At 71.6% G+C, this 818-nt stretch carries 1 pseudogene; it reads right to left on the minus strand.

The window, feature by feature from the left end:
• A pseudogene (locus ACYVIH_RS17455) lies at window positions 1-818 on the minus strand (hypothetical protein); the annotation flags it as partial.

Genomic DNA, 818 nt, shown 5'->3' on the forward strand with positions numbered 1-818 from the left:
CGCCGCGGCAGGGGCATGGTGGGATCTGGTCGGGCGCGAAGGGTGTGAAGAACCGAGCTAGTGGGTTCTCGGGTGGTCCTGGGTCGGGATCGTCGGGCGGGCCGGCGTCGGGGGATGGTCCGGGGTCGGGTGGTGTGGTCTCTTCGGTGGCGGGGTCTGGGGGTTCGACCGGGCTGCCGGTGTCGCGGAGGTCGATGTCTCGCTCGCCCGTAGCGTTGGTGTCGTCGGGCTCCGGAGCGCTGGGCGGCAGATCCTCGGGATCCTGGTCGGGGCCTGGTGCCGGTTGGTCCGCGCTGGTGTCGTTCATGCGGGGGTCGTCTGCACCGGTGTTGCTCGTGCTGGTGTCGTCGGGACCTGTGGAGGGGTTGGCGGTGGTCGGTTCCTCGGTCGGCTTCGCGGTTGCCGCGGGGTCCTCGGCCTGGTCGGCTTGGTCGGTCGCTGCGCCAGTGTCCGGGCCAGTGTCTGCGCCAGTGTCCGGGTCGGGGTCGGGGAAGGGGTAGTCGGTGGGGTCGTAGCGGTGGCGTTTCCGGGGGGCGCCGCTGCGGCCGGTCCCGCGGCCGCTGCCGTGGCCTGTGCCGGTGTCGGTGTCGGTGCCGCCGCTGCGGCCGTTGTCCGCGGTGGTGGTGTTGGTGTGGTGGGTGGCCAGGGCTTGGAGCAGGGTGATGGCTTGGGTGGGGTTGGCCAGCAGCAGCATGGCTTTGGCGCGGCGTTGGTCTTCGGTGTCGGTGTCGCCGAGGGTGCGCAGTGCGTCAGCGAGGTAGGTGAGGGTGGCGTCGATGCGGGCCATCGCGGCGGCGTTGGTCTTGACGTAGAGGGTC

The organism is Nocardioides pakistanensis, from assembly GCF_054781215.1.